This is a genomic window from Moraxella sp. K23, from assembly GCF_041154765.1.
GTDB classification, from domain to species: Bacteria; Pseudomonadota; Gammaproteobacteria; order Pseudomonadales; family Moraxellaceae; genus Faucicola; species Faucicola tetraodonis.
The window spans coordinates 19,231-40,531 of record NZ_AP031597.1 but is presented as its reverse complement, the minus strand read 5'-3'; the positions used below and the strand labels follow the sequence as shown (position 1 = coordinate 40,531).

At 39.8% G+C, this 21,301-nt stretch carries 23 protein-coding genes and 3 pseudogenes; 14 read left to right on the top strand and 12 right to left on the bottom strand.

Annotated features, from left to right (window positions below; all coding sequences use genetic code 11):
- Positions 1-26 precede the first annotated feature (26 nt).
- The 4 genes from ACAM37_RS11540 (at position 27) to ACAM37_RS11525 (ending at position 4,118) form a co-directional block, all read left to right on the top strand.
- Positions 27-1,466, top strand: a complete 1,440-nt coding sequence (locus ACAM37_RS11540) for an amidohydrolase family protein (RefSeq protein WP_369626893.1) — start codon at positions 27-29, stop codon at positions 1,464-1,466.
- 49 nt (positions 1,467-1,515) lie between these two features.
- Positions 1,516-2,475: an isopenicillin N synthase family dioxygenase gene (locus ACAM37_RS11535; protein WP_101965057.1), complete on the top strand. Its 960-nt coding sequence runs from the start codon at positions 1,516-1,518 to the stop codon at positions 2,473-2,475.
- A gap of 68 nt (positions 2,476-2,543) precedes the next feature.
- A complete protein-coding gene (locus ACAM37_RS11530; protein ID WP_369626892.1) occupies positions 2,544-3,605 on the top strand; it encodes an ABC transporter substrate-binding protein in 1,062 nt (353 codons plus the stop codon).
- 24 nt (positions 3,606-3,629) lie between these two features.
- On the top strand, positions 3,630-4,118 hold the full coding sequence (locus ACAM37_RS11525) for a nucleoside deaminase (RefSeq protein ID WP_101965059.1): 489 nt from the start codon (positions 3,630-3,632) through the stop codon (positions 4,116-4,118).
- 214 nt (positions 4,119-4,332) lie between these two features.
- Here ACAM37_RS11525 and ACAM37_RS11520 read toward each other — a convergent pair whose 3' ends face one another.
- Genes ACAM37_RS11520 through leuC form a run of 5 tightly spaced genes read right to left on the bottom strand, consistent with a single transcriptional unit; the run spans position 4,333 to position 7,870 of the window.
- Complete coding sequence (locus ACAM37_RS11520) at positions 4,333-4,722, bottom strand: LysR substrate-binding domain-containing protein (protein ID WP_239743905.1); 390 nt, start codon at positions 4,720-4,722, stop codon at positions 4,333-4,335.
- 31 nt (positions 4,723-4,753) lie between these two features.
- Positions 4,754-4,894, bottom strand: a complete 141-nt coding sequence (locus ACAM37_RS11515; RefSeq protein WP_143822855.1) for a helix-turn-helix domain-containing protein — start codon at positions 4,892-4,894, stop codon at positions 4,754-4,756.
- Positions 4,895-4,899: 5 nt separating this feature from the next.
- Positions 4,900-5,808: an alpha/beta fold hydrolase gene (locus ACAM37_RS11510; RefSeq protein WP_095356962.1), complete on the bottom strand. Its 909-nt coding sequence runs from the start codon at positions 5,806-5,808 to the stop codon at positions 4,900-4,902.
- Positions 5,809-5,838: 30 nt separating this feature from the next.
- Entirely contained in the window at positions 5,839-6,450 is a 612-nt protein-coding gene (gene leuD, locus ACAM37_RS11505; protein WP_095356963.1) for a 3-isopropylmalate dehydratase small subunit, read from the bottom strand.
- Positions 6,437-7,870 (bottom strand): 3-isopropylmalate dehydratase large subunit, encoded by a 1,434-nt coding sequence (gene leuC / locus ACAM37_RS11500; RefSeq protein ID WP_095356964.1) that lies wholly within the window; start codon positions 7,868-7,870, stop codon positions 6,437-6,439. The genes leuD and leuC overlap by 14 nt, the downstream gene beginning before the upstream one ends.
- Positions 7,871-8,055: 185 nt before the next feature.
- Here leuC and ACAM37_RS11495 point away from each other — a divergent pair.
- Positions 8,056-8,301: pseudogene (locus ACAM37_RS11495) on the top strand (transposase); the annotation flags it as partial.
- Between the two features lie 147 nt (positions 8,302-8,448).
- Positions 8,449-9,707 (top strand): annotated as a pseudogene (locus ACAM37_RS11490) (IS256 family transposase).
- Between the two features lies 1 nt (position 9,708).
- Here the strand turns inward: ACAM37_RS11490 and ACAM37_RS11485 are convergent.
- Positions 9,709-9,858: a transposase gene (locus ACAM37_RS11485; RefSeq protein ID WP_179286606.1), complete on the bottom strand. Its 150-nt coding sequence runs from the start codon at positions 9,856-9,858 to the stop codon at positions 9,709-9,711.
- Between the two features lie 231 nt (positions 9,859-10,089).
- Here ACAM37_RS11485 and ACAM37_RS11480 point away from each other — a divergent pair, with 231 nt between their 5' ends.
- Entirely contained in the window at positions 10,090-10,272 is a 183-nt protein-coding gene (locus ACAM37_RS11480; RefSeq protein ID WP_095356955.1) for a recombinase family protein, read from the top strand.
- A 150-nt stretch (positions 10,273-10,422) separates the two neighbouring features.
- On the opposite strand, the gene ACAM37_RS11475 is transcribed toward ACAM37_RS11480, so the two are convergent.
- From ACAM37_RS11475 to ACAM37_RS11450, 6 genes and pseudogenes are all read right to left on the bottom strand, one after another.
- Positions 10,423-11,244 (bottom strand): acetoacetate decarboxylase family protein, encoded by an 822-nt coding sequence (locus ACAM37_RS11475; RefSeq protein ID WP_369626891.1) that lies wholly within the window; start codon positions 11,242-11,244, stop codon positions 10,423-10,425.
- Between the two features lie 320 nt (positions 11,245-11,564).
- Positions 11,565-12,707, bottom strand: a complete 1,143-nt coding sequence (locus tag ACAM37_RS11470) for a 5-methyltetrahydropteroyltriglutamate--homocysteine S-methyltransferase (RefSeq protein ID WP_369626890.1) — start codon at positions 12,705-12,707, stop codon at positions 11,565-11,567.
- A gap of 380 nt (positions 12,708-13,087) precedes the next feature.
- Complete coding sequence (locus ACAM37_RS11465; protein WP_369626889.1) at positions 13,088-13,888, bottom strand: alpha/beta fold hydrolase; 801 nt, start codon at positions 13,886-13,888, stop codon at positions 13,088-13,090.
- Positions 13,889-14,063: 175 nt separating this feature from the next.
- Entirely contained in the window at positions 14,064-14,738 is a 675-nt protein-coding gene (locus tag ACAM37_RS11460) for a 3'-5' exonuclease (RefSeq protein ID WP_099808712.1), read from the bottom strand.
- Positions 14,739-14,783: 45 nt separating this feature from the next.
- Positions 14,784-15,461, bottom strand: a pseudogene (locus tag ACAM37_RS11455) (SOS response-associated peptidase family protein).
- 51 nt (positions 15,462-15,512) lie between these two features.
- The gene (locus tag ACAM37_RS11450) at positions 15,513-15,578 is read right to left on the bottom strand and encodes a DUF4113 domain-containing protein (protein ID WP_083106310.1); all 66 of its coding nucleotides are present in this window, start codon (positions 15,576-15,578) and stop codon (positions 15,513-15,515) included.
- A gap of 292 nt (positions 15,579-15,870) precedes the next feature.
- On the opposite strand from ACAM37_RS11450, the gene ACAM37_RS11445 reads away from it, so the two are divergent.
- The 7 genes from ACAM37_RS11445 to tnpB all read left to right on the top strand — a co-directional run bounded on the left by ACAM37_RS11445 (position 15,871) and on the right by tnpB (position 21,259).
- The gene (locus tag ACAM37_RS11445; RefSeq protein WP_062335255.1) at positions 15,871-16,881 is read left to right on the top strand and encodes a replication initiation protein; all 1,011 of its coding nucleotides are present in this window, start codon (positions 15,871-15,873) and stop codon (positions 16,879-16,881) included.
- Positions 16,882-17,100: 219 nt separating this feature from the next.
- Entirely contained in the window at positions 17,101-17,748 is a 648-nt protein-coding gene (locus ACAM37_RS11440; RefSeq protein WP_060995182.1) for an AAA family ATPase, read from the top strand.
- Positions 17,748-18,041, top strand: a complete 294-nt coding sequence (locus ACAM37_RS11435) for a hypothetical protein (protein ID WP_060995181.1) — start codon at positions 17,748-17,750, stop codon at positions 18,039-18,041. The genes ACAM37_RS11440 and ACAM37_RS11435 overlap by 1 nt, the downstream gene beginning before the upstream one ends.
- 171 nt (positions 18,042-18,212) lie before the next feature.
- Entirely contained in the window at positions 18,213-19,766 is a 1,554-nt protein-coding gene (locus tag ACAM37_RS11430; protein ID WP_219332449.1) for an ATP-binding protein, read from the top strand.
- Positions 19,767-20,197: 431 nt separating this feature from the next.
- Positions 20,198-20,467 carry a transposase gene (locus ACAM37_RS11425; RefSeq protein WP_369626904.1) on the top strand — a complete coding sequence of 90 codons (270 nt, stop codon included), beginning with the start codon at positions 20,198-20,200 and terminating at the stop codon, positions 20,465-20,467.
- Positions 20,468-20,504: 37 nt separating this feature from the next.
- Complete coding sequence (locus tag ACAM37_RS11420; RefSeq protein ID WP_050326029.1) at positions 20,505-20,912, top strand: transposase; 408 nt, start codon at positions 20,505-20,507, stop codon at positions 20,910-20,912.
- Positions 20,909-21,259 (top strand): IS66 family insertion sequence element accessory protein TnpB, encoded by a 351-nt coding sequence (gene tnpB / locus ACAM37_RS11415; protein ID WP_050326030.1) that lies wholly within the window; start codon positions 20,909-20,911, stop codon positions 21,257-21,259. Before ACAM37_RS11420 ends, tnpB begins: the two co-directional genes overlap by 4 nt.
- The last annotated feature ends 42 nt before the right edge of the window (positions 21,260-21,301 follow it).

Below are 21,301 nucleotides of genomic sequence, written 5' to 3'. Positions count from 1 at the left end.
TCATATTAAATTTAAAGGTTAAACAAATGATACAAGCTCAATCCGAAACTGTACTTATAAAAAATGCCAGCCATATCATGACAGGTTTGGCAGGGACAGCAGCCAGAACCAATGCCACCGACATACTAATCGAGGACGGCAGAATCACCAACATTGGTAAAAATCTTGTCGCACAAGCCAATCATGTCATCGATGCCAAAGACTGTGTGGTGTATCCCGCTTGGGTTAATACCCATCACCATCTTTTCCAATCATTGTTAAAAGGCGAACCACAAGGGTTAAATCAAACCTTAACACCTTGGCTTGCAGCAACGCCTTACCGTTTTCGTGGGTCATTTGATGCCAATTTATTTCGGTTGGCGGTCAAAGTTGGCTTAATTGAACTACTAAGGTCGGGATGTGCCACAGTAGCAGACCATCACTATTTGTATTGGCCTGATATGCCGTTTGATGGGGCAGAGATTTTGTTTGAAGAAGCCAATGCTCTTGGTATGCGGTTTGTGCTATGCCGAGGCGGTGCGACACAGACTCGTGGCTTAGAAGCAGAATTACCGCAAGCCTTGCGAGCGGAGAAATTCGACAGTTATATGGCGGATGTCGAACGTTTGGTCAAAGCCTACCATCAAGATACTCCAAACGCCTCTCAACGTATCGTGATGGCACCGACCACCGCTTTGCACTCTATGCCATCAACAGAGATTAAAGAAAGTGCCAGAATCGCCCGTGAATTGGGGATTTATCTACATACCCATTTATCAGAAACCGTGGACTATCTTGACAGTGCCAAAGCCAAGTTTGGGATGACTCCAGTGCAATTTTGTGCAGAGCAAGATTGGTTGGGTGAAGATGTGTGGATAGCACATTTGGTGAAATTGCTACCCGAAGAAATCAAATTATTGGGCGACAGCAAAACAGGCATTGCTCATTGCCCACAAAGCAACTGCCGACTGGGTAGTGGCATTGCTGATATTGTGGCATTGGAGCAAGCAGGGGTTAGAATCTCGATAGGAGTGGATGGGGCAGCCTCAAATGAAGCAGCAGATATGCAATCTGAAGCACATGCGGCGTGGTTGCTACAGCGAGCTCGTAAAGGCATGCTTGCCACACCCAAATATGAAGGTGGCACGTTTGAGGGTGGTGCAGCCGCTGCCACCGTTGAAGATGTGATTCGATGGGGGACACTAGGTGGGGCAAACGTGTTGGGACTTACCGATTTGGGTAGTATTGAAATTGGCAAAACCGCCGATATCGCTATCTATCAACTTGATGACCCACGGTATTTTGGGTTGCACGATATGGCAATTGGACCTGTGGCGTGTGCAGGTCGAGCCCATCTAAAAAACTTACTAATCAATGGCAAAACTGCGGTTGAGGGTGACCAAGTGCCGAATGTAGATTTGCAGGCATTGAGTTATGAGGTGCAACAAGCGGTAAAAACGCTGAATAAACACGTTGCTGTAGCTTAAATGATAAATAGTATCTGCCAAAGTCGTTGATGAATCATAGGAGAAAATAATGAGCATTCCAATTATCGACCTTCATCATATCAATACGTTAGAGCGGTTAGAAGATTGTGACGCATTACCACAAATTATTGAAGCGATTAAACACGTCTCAATGTCCTCTGGATTTTTTTATGTGATTAATCATGGTATCTCCACAGAGTTGCTACAAAAACAATTTACGGTGGCAAAAAATCTGATGGATTTACCAGAACCTATCAAAGAAAAATATGCAATTAATGAGGGGTTTCGAGGCTTTGATAAAATTAATCAACAACGCTCAGATATCAATGCCAAAGCAGATTTGAAAGAAGGATTTTATTGTGGCAAAAACTACCCAGCTGACCATCCCTATGTGTTGGCAAAGTACCATACGTTTATCCCCAGTCAATGGCCGACTGAGCTACCCGACACTGAGCCAACCTGCCAAGCGTACATTGCTGCCTTAGAGCAATTAGCCGAGGTCATTATGCAATTATTGGCAATGTCACTAAATCTTGATAAACATTACTTTGAGCCGTTTTTTCAATCACCGATGATTTCGCTACGTTTGTTAAAGTATCCGCCACATCCAAAAGACGCCGATGAAAACAAATTCGGTGTCGGTGAGCATACCGATTGGGGTGCATTGACTATCTTGGCTCAAGACCAGTGGGGTGGACTTGAAGTCAAAATGCCATCGGGTGAATGGGTCGCTGCACCGCCTGTTGAAGGTAGCTTTATTATTAATCTCGGTGATATGATTCCACGTTGGACGAATGACCGTTATTACTCTAATCCTCACCGAGTTATCAATAATCTATCACAAAATAATTCACGTTATTCAATGGCATTTTTTTATGAGCCAGACTTTTTGGCACAAATCGAACCTATTGAGAGCGTAATAGAAAAAGGTGAACAGCCCCATTACCAATGTTGTACCGCAGGGGAGCATTTGTTGTGGCGATATGACCAAGCTTATCAAGCCGTATAAATGCTTATTTTTTTAACAACCCAATAATTTAACAACTTAAGTCAAACTAACCTAAAAGGGGAAGCGTTATGTCTAAATCAATGAATTTGTTATCTGTGGCTATAGTACTTAGTAGCCTAAACCTTGTTGCTTGCTCAAAACCTGCGGCAGAACAAGCCACCACAGATAAACCTGCTGAACAAAAAACTGAGCAAAAAACGGAACAAGGCAGCAACAAACCATTAAAACCTTTTAGATTTTTAACCGATTGGTTTGCTGAAGCTGAACATGGTGGCTTTTATCAAGCACAGGCCGATAATCTGTACAAAGAAAAAGGACTTGATGTCACCATCGGCATGGGCGGTCCACAAATCAACAATTACCAACTACTTGCCGCTAACAAAGCCGAATGTATCATTGGCTATGATTTATCCACCTTGAACGCAATCAGCCAAGGCATGAAAATCAGAGAGGTGGCAGCCAGCTTCCAAAAAACACCAAACGTGCTTATCGCCCACGATGATGTTAAATCAATCGACCAAATTAAAGGCAAAACGCTATTGGTCAGTAGTGCTCAGATGACAGAGTGGTACCCTTGGCTCAAAGCCAAATATAACTTGAATGACAATGCCGTCAAACCTTATACCTTTAGCATTCAGCCATTTATGAATGATAAAAATATCGTACAACAAGGTTATATCTCATCAGAACCTTATGCCATACAACAAGCAGGGGCTAAGCCCAACGTCTTTTTGTTGAGCGATTACGGTTATCCTGCTTATGGTGCGGTTATCGTCTGCCGACAAGACGTGATTGATAGCCGACCTGATGATGTCAAAGCCTTCCTTGAAGCGACAATGCAGGGTTGGAAAAACTACTTTAAAGACGGCACCAAAGCCAACCAAACTATCTTTAAGCTAAATCCGCAAATGACCCAAGGACAAATCGACTATGGGGTTGAACAAATGAAGAAAAATGGCTTTGTGTTTGGCGGTGATGCGGCGACCAAAGGGATTGGCACTATCTCAGAGCAACGCATGAATGATATTTGGCAAATGGCAACCTCACTCAAACTGGTAGATGGTACAAAAGCACCCAAAGATTCATTTTACACCACCAAGTTTATTGACCAAGTAAAAGTATTGCCTTAATCAATTCTGCAGAGGACACCGCCTATGAACGAGCATGAAAAACAGCAACATTTGCATTTTTTACATCTCTCCAATGAGATAGGTAAACGTGCGATTGAGCTTGGCAATCACCCATTTGGTGCGGTGTTAGTTGCTCCTGATAATAAGACAGTATTGTTAACGCAATGCAATATAGACTCGGTAAATCATGCCGAGTCTACGCTTGCCCGTGTTGCTGCTAGCAACTTTACCCCTGATTATCTTTGGAATTGCACATTATATACCGCAGTCGAACCTTGCTGTATGTGTGCAGGAACTATTTATTGGGCAAATATTGGCAAAGTCGTGTATGGCGTGTCCGAAGAAAAGCTTCTCGAGTGTACTGGCTCACATCACGAGAATCCCACCATGAGTGTGCCTGCTCAATATATCTTTGACCACGGTCAGAAGGCTATTGAACTTATTGGTCCATTTGACGAACTTAATGAAGCGGTTGTGTCACTGCAAAAAGATTTTTGGGCAAATCGCCGTTAATTTTCAAATTGGTAGTATTGGCAGATATTTCAGTATCTACCATAAATAAAAGCTTTATTATAAGCTTTTAGATGATCAGGCAGATGAACAAAATTTAACATCGCACAATTTATTTTATGTTAAATAATTTTTTAAAATCAAATAGTTACTGACTATCTTCTAAATATTAACAAGTGTTGTTATTGATAGTCATCAATGAATATTGCTATCTGCTTTAAGATAGTTTATTTAAGTTCTTCTCTAAATAATCTGCTAAAAAATTAACTAACAAATTTAGTTTGGCAGAGTTCGATGGTCGTTGAGTAAATACTGCCCAAATATCTGCGGGTTGATACCACTCGGGCAATAATTGAACGAGTTGTTCTGACGTTAAGTAAGGTTGGACATGCCACTGCGACCGCAGTAAGACACCCTTGCCTTGTAAGGCCCAGTCTAACGCAATATTGCCACTGTTAGTGGTATATTGATAACTCACAGGCACATTAATTTGCTCACTACCATTAGTCAGTAACCAATTGCCAATGGCTTGATTCCTTTCTTGAATCACTAAACAGTGATGAGATGCCAGCTCATTGATAGAATTAGGCGAAGCGTATTGAGCGATATAACTGGGGGACGCACATAGAATTCGGCGATTACTCTCGGGCAGCTTGCGAGAAACTGCCGTGTCTGACTACACTGATAAATATATACAAATCATTGGCATTGGGCCAAGGTAGCTCGGTGTAGGGTAAATTGGACGTAAGAAAAGATTGATTGAGTAAGCTAGTTGACATTTGATTTAGTTTTGTTGCAAAAATTTCTGTAAGTGTAGCAAAAACTCATCGGCAATTTCTTCTTGAGGTGAATGGCCACAATCTAAAGCCATTCCTTCCACATTGACTGCCTTTTGCTGCCAGATTGCTAATACATCATACAGTTGACCCACAGTACCTTTACTACCCCACAGTACTAATAAGGGACATTGAATTAACTTGTCTTGGTCACTATCATCATCTGATAAATCAATAGTTGCTGCCGCTCGATAATCTTCACAAACGGCATGAATCATCTTTGGATTTTCATAACAACGTAAATAATCTTTGAAAATCTCATCCGATAAAGCATTGGGTGTTTTCAACTGCCCATCAATATGTTTTCTTAAGAAAAACTCAGGGTCTGCCCCAATTAGCTTTTCAGGTAGCGGCTGTGGCTGGATCAAGAAAAACCACCAAAAGTAACGAGTGGCGAATTCTTTATTTGTCATCGCATACATAGTAGCGGTGGGAGCAATATCTAAGAACACCGCTTTGGTCAATTGGCTCGGGTAATCTAGAGCTAGCCGATGCCCGACTCTAGCACCACGGTCATGCCCGACAAAGTAAAAATTGGTAATTTGCAGCTCATCCATTAGTAAAATGATATCGTGCGCCATAACCCTTTTTGAATACGCTCGATGCGTATTATCACTGGGCGGTCTGTCACTATCACCATAACCTCGAATATCTGGTAGGATAACGTAATACTGCTTGGCTAATATCGGGGCGACTTTATGCCAAGTTGCGTGATTTTGCGGGTGTCCATGTAATAACACTAGTGTCTCACCTTGACCGGCAGCAGCGAAACGCAGCGTAATCCCATTAGACAAATGGGCATCATATTCGGTAAAGCCCTTCACCAATGAAGGAGTATCAACTTGTTGAATTGTCACAGTTTGCTCACTTAAAATTAGTCAATCAGCCTAAACACGTTTTAGCCAAGGGTTAGCCATATAATGCTGGTGTTCAAACTGCTCAATGCTGGATAAATCAGTTAAGGTCCAGTTTATAAGGTCTTCGCCACTCATTAACATATTCTTTTTAACCTGACTTATCTCAAATAACAAACTATCCTCGCAGGTTTGGATTTCACACGATTCTAATGAAACCGTAATTTGGTTTTTATTAGGATTGTTGGCAATGTGGGTTAATTTATCCAAAGTAGTTGGATCCAAGCTTACGGTTAAAATCCCATTTCGCAAACAATTATCATCAAAAATCCCTGCAAACGTCGTTCCAAATAATGCTCGAATGCCTAATTGCTGTAACCCCCATACGGCATGTTCACGGCTTGAGCCACACCCAAAATTCTTACCAACCACTAAAAAAGTAGCTGGCTGGTATTCGGGCTGATTTAAGATAAAGCAGGGATTCATACGTCCATCAGTTAGAAATCTGCGGTCATAAAACACACCTTTGTCCAATCCTTGACGATCAATGCCCTTTAAAAACTGTTTGGGCATAATAACATCGGTATCAATATTTGATTCAAGTAAGGGGGCAATAATACCTGTCAATCGATTAAATGTTTGCATAAGATTCTTCCATCCACATAAAAATACGCACGTCTTCTAGATGTCCTGCAATAGCAGCGGCAGCCACCATGGCAGGGCTCATCAAATGAGTTCTAGCCCCTGCCCCTTGTCGTCCTGGAAAATTACGGTTGGTACTTGATGCACAACGATCACCCGGCGCTAACACATCTTCATTCATGGCTAAACACATTGAGCAGCCTGACTGTCGCCATTCAAAGCCAGCTTTCATAAAGATGTCAGCTAAGCCCTCTCGCTCCGCTTGCAGACGCACTTGGGTCGAACCCGGCACAACCATCCCTCTGACATGCGGGGCAATTTTTCTATCTTTTAATATAGATGCAGCTGATCTTAAATCTTCAATCCGTCCATTGGTACAAGACCCAATAAAAGCATGCGTGATTTTAATAGTTCGCAGGGGTGTATTTGGCTTTAAATCCATATAAGCTAGCGCCTTTTGCATTGCTAAACGCTTGACAGCCTCAGTCTCATGCTGTGGATCAGGAATTTGCTCATTGATTGACAAGGCTTGGTCTGGACTGATACCCCAAGTGACTTTGGGTTCAAGAGATTGGCAATTTAGTTCAATGGTTTTGTCATACTTGGCATCAGCATCACTTGCAAGCTGTTGCCAATGGGCAACAGCTTGATCCCATAATTTTCCTGTCGGCATTTGTGGTTTATCTTTAATATAGCTAAATACTTTGTTGTCAGGGGCAATGATTGCACCTCGAGCACCCGCTTCGACCGCCATATTGCATAGGGTCATTCGCCCCTCAATGCTAAGATTGCGTATAGTATCGCCAGTAAATTCAATAGCATAACCCGTCGCACCGGATGCACCGATTTGTTTAATCAAAGCCATGACGATATCCTTGGCAGTACAGCCAAAAGCCAATTCGCCTGTTACGGTCACCATCATGGTTTTTAAACAACGATATATCAGGGTTTGTGTCGCCAATAAATGCTCTATTTCAGACGTACCTATGCCAAATCCTAATGCCCCAAAGGCACCGTAAGTCGTGGTATGACTGTCGCCTGCGGCAATCACCATCCCCGGCATTACAAGTCCTTGCTCCGGTGCGACCACATGCTCTATGCCTTGTCTGACATCTAAGACATCAAATAGTTCGATGTTAAAGTCAGCAGCATTTTGTCTAAAATAATCAACTTGTTTTTGCCCACTAGCATCGCGCATGACTTTATCTCGTACAGGTTTAGTAGGATTCACATGATCGATATTGAGCAGAAAGTTTTTAGGATGGCGAACAGCTCGGTTTTTTTCTCTTAACCCCGTGAATGCTTGTGGACTGGTATATTCATTTAAAATAGAGCGGTCAATATACAATAGAACATGATCATCCCCGAGCTCTTTGATAATGTGAGATGATAAAATTTTTTCATATAGGGTTTGTGCCATCATAATTAGCCCTTTTACTGTTTGAATATCTTGTATATCAATATTTTCATAGTCAACGGGCTTATTCAATAATTTAAGTATTTACGAATTGGAAAAGCAAGTTTTCCATTTCAGATATAATATTGATGTATGCTGAAAAAAACAGACAAAAATATTTGGTAAACTAATAACCTAAACAGGAGTTTACCATGAGTAAGAAAAGAGTAGAATACAGCGACACCTTCAAAGCTGAAGCCATCGCTAAAATCAAAGAAAATAACGGCAACATCAGCCAAACGACTAAAGAACTTGGCATTCTTATGAACACACTAGCAAACTGGCACAGAAAAGCTGAAAGTGGTACGCTTACAGGCATACAAAATTATAGTCCTGAACTCATAGCTGCCTTCGATAAAATTAAAGACCTTAAAAAACAACTAAAAATCGCTCAAGAAGGGGTTAGAACAGAATTCGGAAAAAATAGTATGCTAAGGAATTTTGTCGAGTTTTAAGTCTTTTTAATCCTCATTATCTCGGAAGGGGGTAGTGTTCAAAAAACTGTGTCATTCCCATAAACTGTTAAGAAAAACAGGAATGACACCATGCAAAACTTTGACTTTAACGAAGCCCTAAAAGCCATTCAATCAGGCAAACCCATTACAGGCAGTGATGGGGTGCTTGCCCCGCTCATAAAGCAACTCACCGAAGCGGCACTATCCGCTGAGATAGACAGCTACCTTGAACAAAGTCCCAGTAGCAATCGCCGTAACGGCTACAGCAAAAAGACCGTCAAATCAGCCATTGGTAGCTTTGAGCTTGAAACGCCACGTGACCGTAATGGGGAATTTGAACCTGAGCGAGGAAATAGCGAAGCATCGCTTCGCCCGAGCGCAAGACGAAGGCTATGCCTGAGTGACTGGTTAAAAAGCATCAAACTAAGCTTACCCCTGAAATTGACAATCGTATCCTGTAGCTATTCTCGCATGGCATGAGCTATACGGCTATCAAAGACCACATTGCTGAGATTTATCAGCTTGAGGTCTCAGAAGCCACCATCAGCAGTATTACTGACCAACTGATACCACAGCTTAAAGCATGGCAATCAAGACCACTCGATAGCGTTTATCCATTTGTCTGGCTCGATGCCATTCACTACAAAGTCAAAGAAGAAGGACGCTATGTCAATAAAGCGGTTTACACGCTGTTAGCACTCAATACCGAAGGTCGTAAAGAACTCATTGGTTTGTACTGCTCCGAGAGCGAAGGAGCCAATTATTGGTTGTCTGTGCTCACTGATTTACACAATCGTGGCGTACAGGATATTCTGATTGCCTGTGTCGATGGGCTTAAAGGCTTCCCTGAAGCCATTCAAGCCATATTCCCTAATACTGAGGTGCAACTGTGTGTGATTCATCAAATCCGTAACAGTATTCGCTATGTGGCAAGTCGTGACCAAAAAGCCTTTATGCGGGATTTAAAGCCTGTCTATAAGGCAGTGAATAAGGAATCTGCTGAGTTAGCCCTTGATGAACTTGATAGGCTTTGGGGCAGTAAATACCCTGCTGTGATTGCTTCTTGGCGAGACAAATGGCATTTACTGTCTGCTTATTTTAAGTATCCTGACGCTGTGAGAAAGCCAATCTATACGACCAACGCCGCCCCAGCAGTGCATCGCCAATTTCGTAAGTTGACCAAGACTAAGGGAGCGTTCCCAAATGAAACTAGCTTGCTTAAATTACTGTATGTTGGTATGTTAAATGCGTCAGAGAAATGGACGATGCCAATCAATAATTGGGGGCAAACGATGATGCAGTTGTCTATCCATTTCCCTGGTCGATTAGATGATGTGATTAATCTTTAATTCACTTGACACAGAGTTTTGAACGCCCTCGGTTGATGCCGTTGTCTCTGGCTATGCTGGCAATAGACCGTCCTGAGCTTATCGCTTCTTGGACTAGAAATTCTTTGAATTCGTCCCTGTAGGTCTTGCGTCTGGGTTTGTTGGTTGCCATTTTAATGTCCATTTACTGAAAATCATGGACATTATCTCGCTTTAGTTTACGGTGAAATAGGTGGGATGGTCGGGGGCTTACGGAGTGTCTAAAAAACCAGGGTTTAATAGACATTTTACTTTCACAGTTTTTAAATAGCTATTCTAGCGATTTTTTGTATAACAACTCATCTATTAAATATCTTACAATAAAGCCTTATATTTTGCTTTATAAACATTCGCAAAGGCACTTATGAAAATCGGCTATGCTCGCACATCAACGCTTGACCAACACCTTGATTTATCACTCGACGCATTAACCAACTGTGTTTGTGAAAAAATCTTTCAAGAGCAAATTTTCTCAGTAAAAGATAAACGTCCTCAACTAGAAAACTGCCTTCAAGCTTTGCGATCTGGTGATACGCTTTACATATAGCGACCTGATGGGATCTAGATTGATTTAACAATACTCAAAGTCAGTAAGTATTTGTCTTAAAAGGGGATAAAACCCGACAAAATTCCTGAACGTGCTATTGTTCCGTTTTCTGTGGTGACCCCTGTAAGCAGGTTTTTGAAGTTCGAATTATCAATCAAAAATTACGCCTTCATTTAAACGCAATTGCAAGCTATCAGTAAAGGTGACTGAAAAAGGCGTCGCACCATTTAAATCAAGGTTATTGAGTCTTTGTGCCATGGGGTGACTGTTTGTTAAATCAACACTTAGCTTAAGATTACCTTTAGTGGCAATTTTAGCGCCATTTAATGTCCGTGTATCTGCGGTTGCCCTTATTAACGCATCATTTAACATTGAATATAAAACTAAGTCTGCCCAAGGTGCGGTAACTGAGACGCCAATCGTACCTGATAATGACAAGATGGATGTTTGAGGATTCTCTGGATGTTTGACAGAACTACTAAAATCCTTATCGTTTAAATTAAAATCAATATCGGTGACGAATTTCGGGTAGCCCCATAATTCTTTACCTGCACGACACGCAGCTTCAGTGGTTACCGGTAAATCACAAATCCACATACCGGTATTGCGTCGATCTGGTGGTAATGTCATTTCCATCAATGGATGAGCAGGTGTGTCTTGGTCTGCAGGATAGACAAGCATACTTGATGCAACTTCGTGATAAGGCTCGCCATCAGTTAATTCACGATAATCATAGAAAGCTAGACTAAATAACGCTTTATTGCCTATAAGCTTAGCCACCTTTAACGTTGGATTGTCCAATACACTGACTGCTTTGTCATAATCCACCATAAAAAAAGCAATCAGGCTTGACGCATCAAAGTACTTAATAGGTAGCTGAGCTTGACCTTGAGACATCTGTCTTGTGTGGGTGGCTTGTTGAAAAAATGGGTCAGCATGCCATTTATTATTCACGTTTTTATTCATTATCATAGGTTAAGTACCTTTTTTATTATCAGATTGTTTTTAAGCGGTTTTATTTAAACATGACAATAGGAAAGTATAAAGTATTGTTGTGTAAAGCAATGCGTTCTACTCAATTAATTTAAAGTTTGGTAGGCATAACTAAATCTGATTGATGCATGCTGAAAAAAACGGAAGAAAATATTTGGTAACCTAGAATACTAAACAGAAGTTTATCGTGACTAAGAAAAGAATACAGTTAAACATTCAAAGCTGAATCCATCGTCAAAGTCAAATAAAATAACATCAATCTACCAAGTTTTTTTCTCCATTGTTGACAGCAGAGGTCACTAGTTACCCCATACCTCATCGGCAATCTCTTTAATTAAATCGAGTTTTGCCCATTGAGCTTCTTCAGTCAAAATATTACCTTCTTCGGTTGAGGCAAAACCACATTGGGGGCTTATACATAACTGGTTAATATCTACAAACTGGGCTGCTTCTTTAATCCGCTCAATAATAACGTTTTTGTCTTCCAAGTCGCCTGTTTTTGACGTAACTAGACCTAGTACAACTTGCTGATTTTTGATATGTTGTAACGGTGCAAAATCTCCCGCGCGTTCACTATCATATTCTAAGAAAAAACCATCTACTCTGCAGGTACCAAACAACACCTCAGCAATAGGCGCATAACCACCTTCAGAGAACCAAGTTGAACGAAAATTACCACGACAAATATGCATGGTAATTTGCATATCATCAGGTTTGGCATCTACAATACGATTGAGTACCATCACATAATTTTTAGCAACTTTATCCAAATCAATACCACGAGCCTCAAATTCCGCCCGTTTATCGAGCGAGCAAAACTGCCCCCAACTTGTGTCATCAAGTTGTAAATTACGTAGACCTAATGCATAAAATTTGTTTAACGCTTTAATGTATGCGTTAGCAATGTCATCAAATAGCTGGCTTTCTTCTTGGTAAAGGTCAATCGGCTGGTAATTTTCATCACGTATACAAGCCAATAAGTGCAGCATACTGGGTGATGGGATGGTGAATTTTGTTGGATAATTACCTGCACAATCCTTTAAAAGTTGATAGGCGTTGACAAAGGGATGGTCGTCACTAAAATCGATTTTACCCACAATGGCAATGGTGTTACCCTTAGGTTTCGCACCCTTAAACGCAACAGGAAATTTTTCAAGGCTAATCATCTCAATGCCATCTAGCCCCGCTAAAAAATCTAAATGCCACCACACACGGCTAAATTCACCATCGGTCACAGCGTGCAGCCCATGGCGTTTTTGTAGATTCACAAGATTTTGAATTTCGTCTTTTAGGATTTTGTCAAATGCGGCTTGGTTGATTTTGCCAGTTTGCAATTCGGTTTTGGCATTTTTTAGCGCGTCAGTGCGTAAAAATGACCCTACTACATCGTTACGGTATGGCGCTTGGGTTCGTGGGGTTGCCTGCGCAAATATTTGGCTCATAGTTGATTCGCTTTTGTTAAAAAACTTGAAGCGTCACTATAAGAGTTTTTAGCTAATCAGACAAACGCTGATTTTTCAAGGTAAAATGAATTGCGTTTAATGTTTTGACTACTAAACTTTGGGTTTGTTAATACATCTTAAGCCTCGGTGCAGTTTTACTTAGCGTAATGACTGGCTTGTTTTACATTCAAGGAATTATATTTTATCCTATTACGACAGCACTATTGTTAACTGATTCATCTTCAAACTCAACTTGCCTAATACTTGTTATTTTAAAATAATATTTTTAAAATCAATTAGTTGCCTACTCCATTTTCAATATTATTAAGTATTCTAATGAAAAATAACCTTGTAAATTCCTCCGTTTTCTTCAGCATATATCAGTCAAGTCTTTGCAGCCATGTTAATACTGTATGGTTAAACAGTGTGGGCTTATCGACAGTAACCCAATGTGATGTCTTAAACCCGCTCACCTGATTGTTAGGTTGCTGCGTGATTTTAACAAGCCAAGCTTCAGAGTGAAACATGGTAGGTTTTTGTGTGCCATAGACGAACAGGTAAGGACAGGTAAAGTTAATCGATTGTAAGTTTTTAAAACCGCCCTTTGCCTTTGTCCACGCCACATAATAAGGGTAGCCCATATTCGCATGGATCGCCTGAGATGCCGCAGGTGCTCCTAGGACTTTGCCTACTGTTCTGGCTATTTTATTACCAATGCTACCATTTAAACGAAAACCAATCACTAATGGCAGCTGATAGCCTGCAATCACCAGCTTATCTTTAACCGTTAAACTAGCATTAAACTCTTCACTATAGGCATCACCCACATCAATGCCAATTAAGCGGCTGACTTTCTTTGGATAACGTACCACATATTGATAGCCATAAATAGCACCCCAATCGTGTACCATCAATATCACCGGCTTGTCAGGGCTGACATAGTCAATCACTTGACGAATGGTATCAATAATGTCTTCTAATGAAAACACCTTGGGGCGAGCCTGTGGCTCATCAAATAGAGGCAGCGTAAAGGTGACGCAACGATAGTCATTTTTAAAGAAAGCCACTTGGTTTTGCCACAGTGCTTGGGTATCGGGCCAACCATGTATCATCACCAAAGTTTGTTCGCCATTGCCGTCAATGCTACCGTTGACACCTGCTATATGAAAAGTCGTTGCCATAATTTTCCTAATTTATTGAATAGGTTAAAGTTTTTATGTGCTGACCATAAAAACACAAATAAAGGAAATAAACAAATTTTTGAATGTTTTTATGAACATTTTAGACTTAGAACTTAATTCAATTTAACTTCGCCCATCTTTGATTATGTTAAATACCAATCTTTCTTGTCTCACATTATCTCATTCTAAATCTTGGTACGTTATCATTTTTGCGCTCTTTTGGCAGCGTTTTAACTTCATCTTTGAGCTCATTATACCAGCCCAAACTCTGTGGACGGCTATTAACATAATCAGTTTTCTGTTGAGGCGATAATGGCTGCTTGGTCTCAGTATTGATTTTAACCACATTGCTAAATTGATTGCTTAGGCTAAAATAACGATTGGCTTTAAAATACGGTGAGTACTGACCGATAAAATCAGTAAACTGCTTGCACAAGCATTTAACCTCAACTTGCTGCAAGGGAAGTTTATGACCCGATTGGCGCATCATACGAATATCAAAGTTTGCGTTATAGGCATACAAGGTGCGTCCTTTGAGCAATTGTAAAATCGCCGGTTGAATATCAATAAAGGTAGGTTTACCTATCAGCTCATGAGGATAAATCCCATGCTCCTTAAATGCGCCTGGGCTAGACGGTCTATCGGTATAGATCAGCGTATCGATAATCACATTTCGGTCACTATCACAAAACGCAATTTCAATGATTTGATCCTCCCTGCCGCCACCGGTGGTTTCGGTATCAAAGAACAAGGGTTTGCTGGTATCGTGCCGTTGGTTGTACTGGGCAACTTGGTTAAAGATGGCATCGATTTGGGCTTGAGTGTCTGCTGTCATTGGGGTTGAAGTCATTAAATTAATCAATCATGGGTGTAAGTCAGTCATATAACCGCTACCCTAGCCATTAAACACATCCATTTGCGCCGTTTTAAGCAGTTTTTTCGGCTTTGGCCGATGTTCTGCTACATACCCAGCACCCATCGGTTTAAGTAGCTCAAACGCGTCCTCATGATGCATATTGAGCCAATCCTGGCGATGCTCAGGTTCAATCACTACAATCGAGCGTTTTTCATCTTCAGGCTTGTGAAATTGTGACATGAAAGGATGATTATCGGCATTGATGGTCAGCATGGTCATGGAGCGAACGATTTGCTCCCCTACCTTAACGATCTCATATAAAGCGGCTACGGTAAAGGGCTCACCATCCTCGCGTTCAATGCCATAATGTTAACCTTTACCATCGATATATTTGGGTTCAAAGATGGTTTGCACCGGAATGAGCGCAAACTGGTTGTTATACCAAGCGCGTTTAAAGCTTGGTTTATCCATGACCGTTTGACTACGGGCATTGTAGGTGTATTTGGCAATAGCAGTATCTTTCGCCCATTTAGGCACCATTCCAAACATGGCTGAGTGCCACTCGGCAGGATCACCCCTCGTATTTGATAAGAGGTTAGCAAATAGCAAGGGGGCTTTATAGCCTGAGTAAATATCCTGTTTGACGGCAAAGCTGAGCTGTTGATTGGTAAATAACGGCGCTTGCGTAGCGCTAATGGGTTGAAAGTTGGCACACATCAGGGTTTCTCTTTTAACATGGATTTATTAACAGCCGTTAGCAAACTCGCACTAATGCACTTTGAGTAGATCTGATAGCTTGGTGGTATAGCTGGGGCTTAAAAACTCTCGATTCATCTGCCAATCTTGCTGCTTGGCTATTCCACTTACAGGAATTTCAACGTTTAAATATATAAAATTTTAAAAACAAAAAATTTCTTTTTTAGGTTTTTATAGTTTTTAAAGGTTTGTAGACCATCTGTATGCCTGATGTAGCCCGGTTTTGGAGGACGTAAATAGGACGGATTGACTACTTTAATAGGACGGATTGACTACTTTAATGGGACGGATTGACTACTTTAATGGGACGGATTGACTACTTTAATGGGACTATGATATTTTGTGTCCTATTAATTATTGGAATTTTGCCATGAGTAATGATCTAATTGTGAAATCTAATGTAGTTATTACTGCCAGTTATCACTTAACTGCAAATGAACAACGCTTGATTCTCTCTGCAATTTCTCAAATACCTAAAGGTGTGGAAGTTCAAGATGAAGAGGTCTATACCGTCGAAGTCAGCGATTTTATTGAAATGGGTGTGCATCCTAAAACTGCATATAGAGAAATGCGTGAAGCGGCTGAACGTTTGTATGAACGTTCTATTGTATTAAAAGTAGGTGACGATGTACTAAAAACTCGCTGGGTACAGGATATGGGAGTTGGAACTGGCGAAGGTATGATTAAACTTGCTCAAAGTTTAGGATTACAACCAACTAAAATGCCTAATAATCAGCATTTTGTGGTTCTTAGATTTAGTAAATCAATTTTGCCCTATTTGAGCAATTTATCAGCTAATTTTACCCAATATTTAAAACAAGATATTGCAGGGCTTAGTAGCTCGTATAGTATTAGATTCTTTGAATTACTCATGCAATTTAAAGATACAGGGTTTCGAAAAATCACAATTGAAGATTTAAGAGAGTTTCTTGATCTTGGTGACAAATACCCTGCAACCAAAGATTTGAAAGTACGAGTTATTGAAACTGCAGTCAATGAAATTAATGAAAAAACTAAAATTAATGTTGAATATAAACTTGTAAAAACGGGAAAAAAATTCACTCATCTTGAGCTAAAATTCAAATTAAAAGCTCAAGCTAAAAAAACTGCGCAACCTGTTGGTAAGACAATTGATATGCTTGAGTCAGAGAAAAAAAATCCTCTAGCACTATCATGGCAAATAAAAGGACTATCAGATGGTCAAATTAATAAATTGGCCAAATTTAAAAAGGAGTTTCTAGATGCTAATAGTAGTTTACTCGCAAGCAATGATAGTAGAAGTTATGATGAAGTTTTTAATAGTTGGCGTGTCTTACTAAAAGACCCTACTAGTGTTAAAAAATTTAAAAATATTCAAGAAATATTAGAAAGAAGTTGGTAGAAATACGTCCTATTTAATCATATAATTTATTACATAAGTTAATGCTAATAAGTAACTTGCGTAAGTAATTTCATTAAATAATATTACATCTATGTGAAAAATTAATTTAAATCAATAAATTATATATGATAAAATTTTGAATAAATTAATTAACTTACGTAACTTAAATCTGTTAAAATGGTTATGTAACTTTAATAACTTAAATAAAAGGTGTAACTTATGATAATCTTAATTGGCGGTGAAAAAGGTGGTTCAGGCAAGAGCTGCTTAGCTCAAAATATTGCAGTTTATTTGCAGAATAGAAATCGAGACATCTTATTGTTAGATGCTGACCCGCAGGGTACAACGACTGACTGGGTAAAAGAGCGGGAGCAAAACCAAATTTCTAAAACACTCCCATCAGTGCAATGCTCAGGTAATATTAGACAGACACTAATTGATTTGTCAAAGCGTTATCAAGATATTGTCATTGATGCAGGTGGTCAAGATTCTGAAGCCTTACGTTCTGCTATGACTGTTGCAACCCATATGTTGTTGCCTTTTAGACCTAAACGTCGGGATTTAAAAACACTGGCACACATGGAAAATCTGGTGAAAATGGCAAAAGCCATCAATCCTAATTTAAAAGCAAAAGCCGTCATGACACAATGTCCAACTTTGCCCAGTCAATTCCAGCGTATCACCGATGCTAAAGATGCTTGTGAATCCTTTAATATTCCAGCTCTTCAAAATTTCACCAGTAATCGTAATATTTATGATGACGCTGATGAAAATGGATTTACAGTATTTGAAGCCAAAGGTGATACAGATGGCAAGGCTAGCGCAGAAATTGTAGCGATTGCCGAAGAGTTTTTAGGAGAAGTATAATGGGTTTAAGTGATTTAAAGAAAAAAGGTTATAATGCTGATATCTCTGTCGATAGTTTTATTGGTGGGGCGAATACCCATTCGCTACAAAAAGAATCGAAGGCTAAATATATTCGCCAAACTTTTTCACTTACCCAAGAAGTGAGTGATCAAATCGATGAATTACTTGTAAAAAGTAGGGTCGCTCGTGCTAATCGTTCGATAATTGTCAAAACAGCGATTCAGCAGCTAAGCTTTCTTTCAGAAGAACAATTAAATTTAGCAGTTCTCGCAACAAAAAATGAAGAAAGTTAAATAACTTAAATAACTTAAATAACTTAAATAACTTAAATAACTTAAATAACTTATATCTATTAGTAAATGTTATAACTTACTTTTTATGCATAACTTACATAAGTTACTCTTGGGAAATAAGTTTATTAAGTTATTGAAATTATCTTGTGATTCTTAGTGGGGATCTAATAAATGGTAAAAAAACAATTTCCTATCGGCATCCAAAATTTAGCCGAACTAAGACAAGGTAACTATTATTACGTCGATAAAACGGCCAAAATTATTGAACTAATTAATACTAGTAAATATATTTTTTTATCAAGACCTAGACGGTTTGGCAAAAGCCTGACCCTTGATACTATTGCTGAAATATTTGCAGGTAACAAGGCGCTATTCACTGGATTATATGCTGAACATCACTGGCAATGGGAGCAATCCTATCCTGTTATTCGCATTAGCTTTGATGGCGGTATAGAAGGTTACGATGACTTATCTCTTGCTTTATCGGACATTTTAACGGCTTTAGAAGAAAGATGGCGTATTACTAATAGCTTAAAAACGATTAGTGGTAGGTTTCAAGCACTCATTCAGCATTGCCATGAAACAACAGGGCAAAAAGTTGTCATATTGATAGATGAATACGATAAGCCGATTTTAGACAGTTTGCAGAATTCAGAAAAATCTATTATTGTCCGTAATCAATTAAGGGATTTTTATTCCGTGATTAAAGGTCAAGATGCCCATATACAATTTGCCATGCTCACAGGCGTTTCTAAATTTAGTAAAATCAATCTATTTTCAGGTTTAAATAATCTATACGATGTTACCTTAGATGAAAGATTCTCAGCGCTTTGTGGTTACACCCAATCTGAGCTTGAAAACGTATTCGCTGTAGAATTAGATAAAGTGGATCTTGAAGAGTTAAAAAAATGGTATAACGGCTATAATTGGACAGGTGAAGCAGTCTATAACCCATTTGACGTCTTACTGTTTTTAAGTAACCCACAAAGGCTCTATAAAAACTACTGGGTAGAAACAGGTAATGCAACCTTCTTAATGGATAAACTATTAAATGAAAACATCCATATCCATCAACTGATTGGTAGACTTATTGATAGTCAAAACCTCTCACAATTTGAAATAAGCGATATCAGTATCATCGCCTTACTATTTCAAACGGGTTATCTCACCATTGATAAAATGCTGTTAAAACCCAGTGTACGTTATACCCTAAAATTTCCTAACATTGAAGTACAACAAAGCTTATCGGAATCACTGCTATTAAAATACATCGCCCATGCCAAAGATGATATGTTACTCAAACAAAGTGAACTTTACGAAGCGATTGTTCAGCATAATCTTGATGGCATTGAAAGCATTATCCAAGCATTTTTTAGTAGCATTCCCCATAACTGGCACAGAAATAATCCGATTGCCAATTACGAAGGCTATTGGGCCAGCGTCTTCTACGCACTGTTTGCCAGTTTAGGCTTTCAAACTATCACAGAAGACGCAACAAGTCTTGGTAATATCGACATGACACTCATCGTTGGAGACCACGTTTACATTTTTGAATTTAAAGTCGTGAATGGTAAAAACGATCAACCACAAGGAACTGCCTTAGCTCAAATACAACAGAAGCGTTATGCTGACAAATACACAACACCCAGTCGTATCATTCATCAGATAGGTATAGAATTTCATAGAGAAACGCATACGGTAATATTTGATAGAAGAGAAGGGTAAACTAAATGTACTTAGCCTAAGCCAAAAATTTTACATCATCTAGACTATGTTAATTGTAGCGATTCTCATTGAAAATCCATTACCGTCTATCAAATCATGGAATCAATGCATAAACTCTGTTAAGTATTAAACTACTATAAATTTGCTTGATAATCCCGACAACCTATTGTTTTTCGTGAGTTTGTAAATCAGCGCCAATTCGGCGCTTTTTTATTCCATTTATTTCATGATAAAGCCATAGTTATCTAAATATGATAAGATGGGTTAATTATCTTTTATCGTGAGAATTACACCATGGGTTTCATCGGTTATGCCCGGGTTTAAACATCTGAAGGGAAACAATTATTGGATCGTAAGCATCCGACCATCCCATCTACCACCATTCTAAAAAATACGAGATAGTGCCCACTTATTTTTAAGTGGGCACTAAAATGGCACAGACAAACACAACCAAACCAAAACGACGGACATACAGCAAAGAACTCAAGGCCTATCTCGTAGAACAAGCCTTAACAGGCAAACGCTCGATTGCTAGCCTAGCTCAAGGACACGGCATCAACCCAAATTTACTACAGAAATGGATAAAATCTGTCAGAGACGAGAAAATCGCAGCAACCTTATCTCAACCATTAGCCAGCTCAAATATCGAAACCAATCGTAAGCATCCGACCATCCCATCTTTTCCACACATAAGAAATTAGAGATAGTGTCCATGATTAAACAATCGTGGACACGAAGATGATACAAGACACACTAAAAAAACCCAAACGTAAGAACTACAGCGACGAATTCAAAGAATTTCTTGTGCAAGAAGCAATAAGCTCAGGGCGGTCGATAGCGAGTATAGCCAGAGACAATGGCATCAACCAAAACCTATTGCATAACTGGAAACGGCAAAATCGAGCCAAGATAATACAAGCACCCGAGAATACCTTACCTGCTATTACTCACGAGCCTAGCACTCCGTCAAATTTTATTCCCATTACGTTAGACTCACAGCAGAGCTTCAACTCAGCATCACTAGCAATAGCCACCATTCAAAGCGTTCAGCTCCAAATACCCACACGAGACACCTCACCGATTAGACTTAGCATCGAACAAATCGACACCCGTAGTCTTATTGAACTACTGCGGGGCTTACAATGATACAAATCACCCAAATCTGGCTATCGACTACAGCCATGGACATGCGAAGTGGTAGCAACAAACTCATTGCCCACATCATCAAACACCACCAAGGCATCAAGCCGCACTGTGCCTACCTGTTTTACAACAAAACAGGCACACGGCTAAAAGTGCTAGTACATGACGGACTGGGAGTTTGGCTATGTACCCGTCAGCTTGATGACAGCAAATTTCACGGACTTGGTAAACAGCTTAACTTAGCATCTGCTCAAACAGGACTGACTATCAACCAAGAACAATTCAACGCTCTCATTAATGGACTACCTTGGCACAATCTGGGCAAAGACCTACTCACACCCCTAATATAAACAACAGGTGACAGCCTACCCAAACTATGGCAACATACTGCC